Source organism: Agrobacterium sp. 16-172Ci, assembly GCF_053522725.1.
In genome coordinates this window covers 604,631-614,512 of the sequence record NZ_JBNWBW010000001.1, presented here as the reverse complement: position 1 = coordinate 614,512, position 9,882 = coordinate 604,631, and the positions used below count along the sequence as shown (strand labels likewise).

Sequence of the window (9,882 nt, the reverse complement as noted above, 5' to 3'; positions counted from 1 at the left end):
CGTCGCAACCATGCGAAAGCTTCTGACAATGCTCAACGCCATCATCAGAGACAACAAACCATGGCAAAACGCTTGACATCAAAGACAGTCGCTCATCCCTGTGCTTGTCACAGGGATGAGGGAAACTTGGCCCTCAGTGCCCGCCCTCGGCATGGGAGCGGCGGATGCGGCGCACCACCCACCAGACGCCGAGAACCGCGAAAGGAACGGAGATGCCGGTGACGACGGCGGGGTCGAGCGGCAGCACATCATGGCTGATCGCCTTGGTGAGATAACCGATCAGACCGACGACATAATAGGAAATGGCGGCGACCGAGAGGCCTTCGACCGTCTGCTGCAGGCGAAGCTGCATGGCGGCGCGCTTGTTCATGGTGTTGAGCAACACCGTATTCTGCCGTTCCAGCTCCACGTCGATCCAGCTTCGGACGAGCGCCGTGGCGCGATAGAGCTTGCGCGACAGGTTGGCCTGCCGCTCCTCCACCGACTGACAGGTGCGCATGGCGGGCGCCATGCGCCGTTCCAGAAAGCTGCCCATGGTCTCGTGGCCCTGCACCGGGGTTTCCGCAAGCGCCCGAAACGTTCGCGCACGATGCCGTCATAGGCGCGGCTGGCGCCGAAACGATAGAGGCTGAGCGCGGCATTGGCTTCCAGTTCGGCCGCAAGCCGGGTCATTTCCGCCAGCAGCGCATCGGCCTCGTCGCGCGCGCCGTTTTTCATGCGCTGGGTGATACCCGTCAGGCCATCTTCGATACGGCGGATTTCCGGCGAGAGCGTCTGCGCCATCGGCAGGCCGAGCATGGCAAGGGTGCGATATGTCTCGATATCCAACAGCCGCTGCACCAGCGCGCCGCGGCTGTAATCGCTCAAGCCCCGGTCGATCACCAATATCTGTGTCAGCCCGTCGCGATCCTGCCGGAAATCGGTGAGGATCGCCGCCTGACCGTCGCGCACGTCGCTGTGACAGAGGCTGGTCGGCTCGAAGATCGTCTCCGCCTCAGACGCCACGCCATTTTCCGGGCGGATTTCCAGCCGCACGCCCGAGATCAGCGAGCCGGGCGGCGAAAAGCCGTCGCCGAAGGGATCGCCGGCAATCTCGCCGCCGAATTTTTCCGGCGCCGGGCCATCCCAGAACCAGGTCGAGAATTCGGTATGCCGCTCCCAGCGCAAGGTCCCCTGCCCCCACGGCATGGCATGGTGGCGGGCATCGCGCTCCGGTGGCGCGACACCGCGGCTGCGCGACATTTCCGCGATGACCGAGTGATGCACGGCCGAACCACCATCCATCATGAAGGCAAGCTGGACGATGATGCGCGAGGGTGCGAGAAGCACCGTCGGTCGCGCATGAACCTCCCCGAGCGCCAGCGATCTTTCCGGCGCGCTTGCGAAAGCAAATCTACCCTTGGCCATTGCGATATCGTCCCCGCCTGTTGCGCCGGTTTTATTAAAACATTGATCGCGATGAAAACATCGCAATCGAAGCCGCTGTTATTGTTTTGATCCACCTGGCGGAAAAATCCGCCATCGTCGCCCTTGCCCTGCCGCTGCTTTAACAAAAGCCAATTCGAAAAGGCAGATGCCGTGTTGCCGCAGGCATGGCACGGCCGAGGCGTGTAACTGGATAGAATATTTGACCAGTACGATGCTTGGCTGATAATTTGCCCCTATCGAAATACGGGGCGGGATTTCGCCGGAGACTTCTGCGATGGACGAAACGCTTTTTGCGCGCATCGAGCACAGCCGCACATCGCAGGAGGTGATCCTACGTTTCGAGGAACTGATCCTCGACGGCATATTGCGCGATGGCGACAGGCTGCCCGGCGAGCGCGAACTGGCGCAACGCCTCGATGTCTCGCGGCCGATCCTGCGGGAAGCGCTGAAGGAGCTTGAGACCCGTGGCCTCCTTACCAGCCGGCATGGCGGCGGCACCTATGTTGCCGATATTGTCGGCCCGGTCTTTTCCGATCCATTGAGCGCGCTGATTACCCGCCACAGTCGGGCGACGCGGGATTTCCTCGAATATCGCCGCTATATCGAAGGGATGACCGCCGAACTTGCCGCGCAGCGGGCGACGGAGCCGGACAGGCGCAACCTTGCCGCCATCGTGGACAGAATGCGGGAAGCGCATGAGGCGGGCCGTTTCGAAGAAGAGCTTGCGGGCGATGTGGAATTTCACAACGCCATTGGCGAGGCGGCGCATAATATCGTGCTGATGCATACGTTACGCTCCTGCTACCGGCTTCTAAGCGACGACATCTTCTACAATCGCCATCTCATCTTCACCGTCGCCGGCGCCCATGACGAGGTGCTGAGGCAACATATCGCCATCCACGATGCGATTGCCGCCGGCGATGCGGCTGCGGCAAGAGCGGCGGCGGAGGCCCATATCGACTTCATCGTGGAGACGACATCCAAGGCACATCAGGCGCGGGAATGGGACCGGATTTCGCGCCTGAGGCAACAGCAGCGCAGCCCCTGAAAACGCCATCCGGCGAAATGCGGCACCCGGTTTTTTCAGATTTTGATGGAACCTTTTGTGCTCTTTGGTCTTTTTATCGGGTTAATTGGAAAAATTTACCAAGATGGGACCCATGACGACCACGAGCGAAACTGAACGCTATCCGCGGATAGCTCTCATATCGACGCATGGCTATGTCGCCGCGCACCCGCCGCTGGGCGCTGCGGACACCGGTGGACAGGTGGTTTATGTGCTTGAGCTTGCACGCAAACTCGGCCAGCTCGGTTATACTGTCGATCTTTACACCCGCCGCTTCGAAGACCAGCCGGAATTCGATGATGTCGATGAGCGCGTCCGCGTGGTGCGCATTCCCTGCGGCGGGCGCGATTTCATTCCCAAGGAATATCTGCACCGTCACCTGATGGAGTGGTGCGAAAACGCGCTGCGCTTCATCAAGAAAAACGACCTGAAGTATTCTTTCATCAACAGCCATTATTGGGATGCGGGCGTCGCCGGCCAGCGGCTTTCCGAAGCGCTGAAAATCCCACATTTGCACACGCCGCATTCGCTCGGCATCTGGAAAAAGCGCCAGATGGAAACCGACTATCCGGAAAAGGCCGATACGTTCGAACTGGAATTCAACTTCAGGGAACGTATCCAGCACGAGCTGATCATCTATCGGAGCTGCGATATGGTGATTGCCACGACGCCGGTGCAGCTCGACGTTCTGATCGAGGATTACGGTCTGAAGCGCAAGCACATCCACATGATCCCGCCGGGTTATGACGATAACCGTTTCTTCCCTGTTTCCGATGCGACGCGGCAGATGATCCGGCAGCGTTTCGGTTTCGAGGGCAAGACGGTGCTGGCGCTCGGACGCCTTGCGACCAACAAGGGTTATGACCTGCTGATCGACGGTTTTTCCGTGCTTGCCGAACGCGAACCGGAAGCCCGGCTGCATCTGGCGGTCGGCGGCGAGAATATGGACGAGCAGGAAACCACGATCCTCAACCAGTTGAAGGAGCGGGTGAAAGTGCTCGGCCTAGAGGATAAAGTGGCCTTTTCCGGTTATGTCGCGGATGAAGACCTGCCGGACATCTATCGCGCCGCCGATCTTTTCGTGCTTTCCAGCCGTTATGAACCTTTCGGCATGACGGCTATCGAAGCGATGGCGAGCGGCACACCCACCGTCGTTACCATTCATGGCGGGTTGTTCCGGGCCGTCAGTTATGGCCGCCATGCGCTGTTCGCCGATCCTTTCGACAAGGAAGACCTCGGCATCACCATGATGAAGCCGTTCAAGCATGAGCGGCTTTACGGGCGGCTTTCCCGCATGGGGGCGCACAAGGCGCGCAGCCTGTTCACATGGACCGGCATTGCCCAGCAGCTTCTCGCCCTTGTGGAAGGCAGGACCATGATGCCGGTTCTGGAAGAGGCCGATTGGGCCGAACCATGGAACGACGGCGATTGAGACCGCTTCGCCTTTTTTCCACCGATCTCGACGGAACCGTCGTCGGCGATAACAACGCCACGCGCCGGTTCCGCGATTTCTGGTATTCGTTGCCGGAGGGTCAACGTCCTCTTCTGGTTTTCAACAGCGGCAGACTGATCGACGACCAGATTGCGCTCATCGAAGAGGTGCCGCTGCCGCAGCCCGACTACATCATCGGCGGGGTCGGCACCATGCTGCACGCGAAAGAGCGAGGCGAGTTGGCAAACGCCTATACACAGTCCCTCGGCACCGGTTTCGACCCCCAGAAGATTGCCGAGGTCATGGCCGGAATTCCCGGTGTGACGATGCAGGAAGAGCGTTACCAGCACGGCTTGAAATCGAGCTGGTTCCTGCATGACGCCGATGACGCCGCGCTCGAAGAGATTGAGGCCGCGCTTGCGGCGGCCGATATCGATGCCCGTATCGTCTATTCCAGCGACCGCGACCTCGACGTCTTGCCGAAAGCCGCCAATAAGGGTGCCGCGCTGACATGGCTATGTGGACAACTACAGATCGGCCTCGACGAATCAGTGGTTGCAGGCGATACTGGCAATGACAGGGCGATGTTTGAGCTAAAGAATATTCGCGGCGTGATCGTGGGCAATGCCCTGCCGGAGCTCGTCTCGCTGACATATCATGATACGCGCTTCTTTCACTCGGCTGCGAAGGAGGCGGACGGCGTGGTCGAAGGCCTCCGGCACTGGGGATTAACCCCGGACTAAAAACAGCCCCGGCTACAATTCATAGCGGCTTTGCAATCCGTATGCTTGAAGGCGGGCGGAGAGGGTATTACCGCATCGGCTGTCCGGCCGGGGAACCACCCGGTCGCAGCTTTGTTCGCATATCTACCATGCTCATCTTTGCCCGCAGGCTTCATCAGCGTGAAGACAGTAGTGGGTTATGGGCGAAAGGGGATTGGCGGAACTTACGGCACATCTATATTAGCAATTATCACTACCCGGCAAAAAAGGATCAATCCGGATTGAAAATTTTGAATCGATTGGCGACAGATGTTGGCTTGATGTTGCGCAGACCGCCGCGACAGCAATATGCAGCGCTGTGCTATCGATTGTCCAAGAAGAATCCGGAGCCGGAAGTGTTGCTGCTGACCAGCCGGGATACGGGACGCTGGGTCATTCCCAAGGGCTGGCCCATGGCCAACAAGAAGGCCCATGCGGTGGCCGAGCAGGAAGCTTATGAGGAAGCCGGTGTCAAAGGCACGGTGGAAAAGGCCCCCTTCGGTTATTACGAATACGAGAAAAAGCTGAACAGCGGCGTCAACGTACCATGCAGGGTTCAGGTGCATCTGCTCGAAGTTTCTGAGATGCAGGAAAGTTTTCCCGAAAAACAATCCAGACGTCTGGAATGGGTCAGCCCCCAGGAAGCGGGAAAACGCGTCAACGAGCCGGAATTGAAAGCGCTGATGCTCGCTTTCGACAAGCGGATGACGCATTCGAAATAGCGCGCCCGCCTCGAACGTGGCAATGTGCGGTTTGTTTTTCCAACATGGCTTTTATCGTCTTTCCTTTTGGAAAGATGTGCGAGATGTAACAGTCTTTCTGTAAAATTGCCTTCAACCTGCGACACTGCCGGACGAAAGGGAATGCTGGCAAACGAGGTCTGAATGGCAATCAAGCCGCCATCGAATATGAAACCGACGCTCGACAAGGATCTCGACAAGATTACCCGTGTCGAAGAGGCGACGCTGCATGTCACGCAGCAGCTTGCCGGCCTTGGCGCGGGGTTCATGTTCGTTGTCCTGGCGGCCATCTTCGCCGGCGTCTTCGTCACCGGCACCGCGGGTTCGGTCATCATCATCGCCGCCGTCGCCATCGGCGCCTATATGGCTATCAATATCGGCGCGAATGACGTCACGAACAATGTCGGCCCGGCGGTTGGGGCCAAAGCTATGCCGCTTGCCGCCGCCCTCATCATCGCCGCCATCTGCGAGATCGCCGGCGCACTGATCACCGGCGGCAACGTCGTCGAGACCATTTCCAGCGGCATCATCAACATCGAGACAATTCCCGACAGGACCGCCTTTTCATGGGCGATGCTGTCGGCGCTTCTCGCCGCCGGCCTTCTCGTCAATATCTCGACATGGACCAAGGCGCCGATTTCCACCACCCATACGGTGGTGGGCGGGGTTGCGGGCGCGGGAATGGCCGCCTATGGGGCGAAGGCGGTCGACTGGATTTCGCTCGGCAGCATTGCCTTCGCATGGGTTGTGGCGCCCTTCATCAGCGCCATCATCGCCGTCGCCATCCTTGCTTTCATCAAGGAATTCATCATTTACCGCGAGGACAAGCTCACCTCCGCCCGACTGTGGGTTCCGGTTCTCATCGGTTTGATGGCGGGCGTCTTTATGGCCTATCTCATCTGGGTCGGATTGCGGCAGCTCATGCATGTGTCGCTTGGCCATGCCAGCCTCACAGGGCTGGTGACCGGGTTCGTGGTCTGGCGGCTCTGCGTGCCGATCATCCGCAAACAATCGGAAGGATTGGAAAACCGCAACCAGTCGCTTCGAATCCTGTTCCAGTGGCCGCTGGTTCTCGCCGCCGGCCTGATGTCCTTCGCCCATGGGGCGAACGACGTTTCGAATGCCATCGGGCCCGTTGTTGCCATCGTGCGGGCCCTGCATGACGAGGCGGTGAGCACATCCGCCCGCGCACCGATGTGGGTAATGCTGGTCGGTGCCTTCGGGCTTTCCTGCGGTATTCTTCTTTATGGCCCGCGCCTCATCCGTCTCGTCGGCGAGCAGATCACCAAGCTCAATCCGATGCGCGCCTTCTGCGTTTCCGTGGCCACGGCGCTCACCGTGCTCGTTGCCTCACGCTTCGGCCTGCCGGTCAGCACCACCCACACGGCAATCGGCGCGGTGTTTGGAGTGGGTTTCTTCCGCGAATGGTACACGCAATCGTCGCGGCGACGGCAGGAGCTCGTTCAGGCTGGTGACGGCAGGCCCCGCCGGTCCGAAAGATATGCCGACAATCCTTCCGAGATACGCCGCCGTTATCTCGTCCGCCGCTCCCACTTCATGACGATCATCGCCGCCTGGCTGGTCACCGTTCCTTCCAGTGCAGCGCTTGCGGCGCTGCTTTACTGGCTCATGTCGTCCCTCTTTCTCTGAACCAGAAACAGAATCCCATGCGCGCCAATTTCCGGATGCAACGCCTGTATATCGAAGCCAGCCTTGCCGAAGGCGTCGCGCAGGAGGCGACGGGCGAACAGTTCAATTATCTCGCCAATGTGCTGCGCATGACCGACGGTGCGGAAATCCTGCTGTTCAACGGTCGCGATGGCGAATGGAAAGCGAAACTTGCCTTTCCGAGCCGCAAGAAGATCGTGCTCGTCCCCCTCGAGCAGACACGGCCCCAGCCGAACGCCCCGGACCTGCATTATCTTTTCGCGCCGCTGAAAGTCGGGCGCATGGATTATCTGGTGCAGAAGGCGGTGGAGATGGGCGCCGGCCTGTTGCAGCCGGTGATGACGCAGCATGTTCAGGGCAAGATCCACAATACCGAAAAACTGCGCGCCAACGCCATCGAAGCCGCCGAGCAGTGCGGCATACTGTCCCTGCCCGAGGTGGCCGAGCCGGTGAAACTGAGGGATATACTCGAGACCTGGCCCCACGACCGGCGCATCATCTATTGCGACGAAGGCGATGCGGGGCAAAATCCGCTGCCGATCCTGCAAGCCGTCACGGAGCGCAAACTTGCCCTGCTGGTCGGCCCGGAAGGCGGATTTTCCGAGGAAGAAAGGGAGCTTCTGCGCGGCCTTGCCTTCGTTACCCCCATTCCGCTGGGGCCGCGTATCCTGAGGGCCGATACGGCCGCCGTCGCTGCGCTCGCGGTCATTCAGGCGGCGATCGGCGACTGGAATTGAATGGCCCCATTGCGCTTCATGCATCTTTAAAAGAAATTCATTTGCCTCCGGATACGATCCGGCCCTATCTGCCAATCATATGCCTCGCCGCAACAGAGACGTCATAACAAGGTAAGCCATGGCACGCGACACGACCGACCAGACCCCCCTCTCCTCCGTCACGGAGCTTACAGATTATCTGGCGGGCGGTTGCAAAGCTGAAGCCGACTTCCGCATCGGCACCGAACATGAAAAATTCGCGTTTTTCCGCGAGGATAACAGTCCCGTTCCCTATTTCGGCGAAGCCAGCATTTCAGCACTTTTGAAGGGCATGCAGGAAAAGCTCGGCTGGGAGCCGATCATGGACGGCGGAAACATCATCGGCCTTGGCGAGCAGCACGGCATGGGCGCCATTTCCATCGAGCCGGGCGGCCAGTTCGAGCTGTCGGGCGCGCCGCTCGAAAACCTGCACCAGACCTGCAAGGAATCCAACCAGCATCTGGCGACACTGCGCGAAGTGGCCGAGCCGATGGGCATCCGTTTCCTCGGCATCGGCGGCAGCCCGCTGTGGAGCTATGACGAAACGCCACGCATGCCGAAATCGCGTTACGCGATCATGACGCGCTATATGCCGAAAGTCGGGACCAAGGGTCTCGACATGATGTACCGCACCTGCACCATTCAGGTTAATCTCGATTTTTCCTCCGAAGCGGACATGCGCCGGAAGATGCGCGTTTCCATGAAGCTGCAATCGCTGGCAACAGCGCTTTTCGCCTCCTCGCCCTTCACCGAAGGCAAGCCGAACGGTCTTCTTTCCTGGCGCGGCGATATCTGGCGCGACACCGACAATCGCCGCTCGGGAGTGCTGCCCTTCACCTTCAGCGATGACTTCGGCTTCAAGGACTATGTGGAATGGGCGCTCGACGTGCCGATGTATTTCATCGTGCGCGACGGCAAATATCATGATTGCACCCATGTCACTTTCCGCCAGTTCATGAACGGTGCGCTGAAGGGTGAAATCGCCGACTGGCAGCCGACCATGGGTGACTGGACGAACCATCTTTCCACCCTGTTCCCGGATGTGCGCCTGAAGCGCTTTCTGGAAATGCGCGGTGCGGATGGCGGCCCGTGGAGACGCATCTGCGCCCTTCCCGCTTTCTGGGTCGGCCTTCTCTACGATGACGAGGCGCTGACCGCTGCCGATGCGCTGACCGCCGGCTGGAGCTTCGACGAGGTCATCGCCCTTCGCGATGCCGTTCCGGCCAAGGGTCTTTCCGCCGAGATCGCCGGCAAGCCGCTTCTCGGTCTCGCCCGCGAGGTGCTCGACATTTCCCGTACCGGCCTGAAAAACCGCAAGCGCCTGAACGGCGAAGGCCAGGACGAAACCGTGTTCCTGTCGTCGCTGGATGAAGTTCTTGCCAAGAAGACCACGCTCGCCGAAGACCTGCTTGCGCTTTACAACGGTCGCTGGGGCGGCTCCGTGCTGCCGGTATTCGAAGAATATCAGTATTGAGAAAATTGCGACGCCATTAAAAAAGCCCGGCGCGGCCGAGGGGCCTGACACCGGGCAAAGGCAGGGCTATTGGCAAATCACCCTGCGGGGAAAACTTTTCCGTTCGAAAGCAATTACGGCGGCTGGAGGTCTGCCGGAATTGCCCGAACATTCTGGAACGTTTTGGCGCATTTACGGACGGAAAACCGGGGCCCGCCTTTCCTGGAAATGCTTTAAACGGTCTTGAACCGGGTCACCGCGCGGTTGCGTGCGGCGCGGGTCAGATGGGCGGTCGGATCCTCGAGCAGGCCGGTATTGAGCGCATCCCTCACATCCGAGCGCGCCAGACCGATATCGGCCAGAAGGCGGTCATCGAGTTCCGTGAGGCCATTGGCCACGATACGATTGTAGATGCGCTGCAAGAACGTTTTGACGCGGAAAGCAAAGAGGACAGCGACACGACGAAGCGTATCGTTCTGCCGCGAGGTTGCGAGTTCCAGTTCCATTCTCCGTTCTGCCGTGCGCATGACACTTATCCTTTCGTAACGGCACGATGCGGCACCGCCCCCGGCGCACCAC

The 9,882-nt window shown here is 59.7% G+C and carries 8 protein-coding genes and 1 pseudogene; 7 read left to right on the top strand and 2 right to left on the bottom strand.

The window, feature by feature from the left end; genetic code table 11:
- Positions 1–133: 133 nt before the first annotated feature.
- Positions 134–1,407: pseudogene (locus tag ACQZ40_RS03040) on the bottom strand (DUF3422 family protein).
- Positions 1,408–1,702: 295 nt separating this feature from the next.
- Between ACQZ40_RS03040 and ACQZ40_RS03035 the strand changes: the two are divergent.
- The 7 genes from ACQZ40_RS03035 to ACQZ40_RS03005 all read left to right on the top strand — a co-directional run bounded on the left by ACQZ40_RS03035 (position 1,703) and on the right by ACQZ40_RS03005 (position 9,324).
- Positions 1,703–2,476 (top strand): FadR/GntR family transcriptional regulator, encoded by a 774-nt coding sequence (locus ACQZ40_RS03035; protein WP_065654388.1) that lies wholly within the window; start codon positions 1,703–1,705, stop codon positions 2,474–2,476.
- A gap of 103 nt (positions 2,477–2,579) precedes the next feature.
- Positions 2,580–3,926, top strand: coding sequence for a glycosyltransferase family 4 protein (locus ACQZ40_RS03030; protein ID WP_448747369.1), 1,347 nt, complete (start codon positions 2,580–2,582; stop codon positions 3,924–3,926).
- Complete coding sequence (locus tag ACQZ40_RS03025; RefSeq protein ID WP_448747368.1) at positions 3,923–4,669, top strand: HAD-IIB family hydrolase; 747 nt, start codon at positions 3,923–3,925, stop codon at positions 4,667–4,669. The genes ACQZ40_RS03030 and ACQZ40_RS03025 overlap by 4 nt, the downstream gene beginning before the upstream one ends.
- Before the next feature lie 299 nt (positions 4,670–4,968).
- On the top strand, positions 4,969–5,409 hold the full coding sequence (locus tag ACQZ40_RS03020) for an NUDIX hydrolase (RefSeq protein ID WP_004432806.1): 441 nt from the start codon (positions 4,969–4,971) through the stop codon (positions 5,407–5,409).
- 162 nt (positions 5,410–5,571) lie between these two features.
- A complete protein-coding gene (locus ACQZ40_RS03015) occupies positions 5,572–7,077 on the top strand; it encodes an inorganic phosphate transporter (RefSeq protein WP_448747367.1) in 1,506 nt (501 codons plus the stop codon).
- A gap of 17 nt (positions 7,078–7,094) precedes the next feature.
- Positions 7,095–7,832 (top strand): 16S rRNA (uracil(1498)-N(3))-methyltransferase, encoded by a 738-nt coding sequence (locus tag ACQZ40_RS03010; protein WP_448747366.1) that lies wholly within the window; start codon positions 7,095–7,097, stop codon positions 7,830–7,832.
- A gap of 118 nt (positions 7,833–7,950) precedes the next feature.
- Positions 7,951–9,324, top strand: a complete 1,374-nt coding sequence (locus tag ACQZ40_RS03005; protein ID WP_004432797.1) for a glutamate--cysteine ligase — start codon at positions 7,951–7,953, stop codon at positions 9,322–9,324.
- Positions 9,325–9,536: 212 nt separating this feature from the next.
- On the opposite strand, the gene ACQZ40_RS03000 is transcribed toward ACQZ40_RS03005, so the two are convergent.
- A complete protein-coding gene (locus ACQZ40_RS03000; RefSeq protein ID WP_127756322.1) occupies positions 9,537–9,830 on the bottom strand; it encodes a DUF1127 domain-containing protein in 294 nt (97 codons plus the stop codon).
- Positions 9,831–9,882: the final 52 nt, after the last annotated feature.

What these genes read in the sequence shown, in the direction of transcription:
- ACQZ40_RS03035 (WP_065654388.1), top strand. Translation starts at nt 1,703, where the DNA reads ATGGACGAAACGCTTTTTGCGCGCATCGAGCACAGCCGCACATCGCAG.
- ACQZ40_RS03030 (WP_448747369.1), top strand. Translation starts at nt 2,580, where the DNA reads ATGGGACCCATGACGACCACGAGCGAAACTGAACGCTATCCGCGGATA.
- ACQZ40_RS03020 (WP_004432806.1), top strand. Translation starts at nt 4,969, where the DNA reads ATGTTGCGCAGACCGCCGCGACAGCAATATGCAGCGCTGTGCTATCGA.
- ACQZ40_RS03015 (WP_448747367.1), top strand. Translation starts at nt 5,572, where the DNA reads ATGGCAATCAAGCCGCCATCGAATATGAAACCGACGCTCGACAAGGAT.
- ACQZ40_RS03010 (WP_448747366.1), top strand. Translation starts at nt 7,095, where the DNA reads ATGCGCGCCAATTTCCGGATGCAACGCCTGTATATCGAAGCCAGCCTT.
- ACQZ40_RS03005 (WP_004432797.1), top strand. Translation starts at nt 7,951, where the DNA reads ATGGCACGCGACACGACCGACCAGACCCCCCTCTCCTCCGTCACGGAG.
- ACQZ40_RS03000 (WP_127756322.1), bottom strand. Translation starts at nt 9,830, where the DNA reads ATGCGCACGGCAGAACGGAGAATGGAACTGGAACTCGCAACCTCGCGG.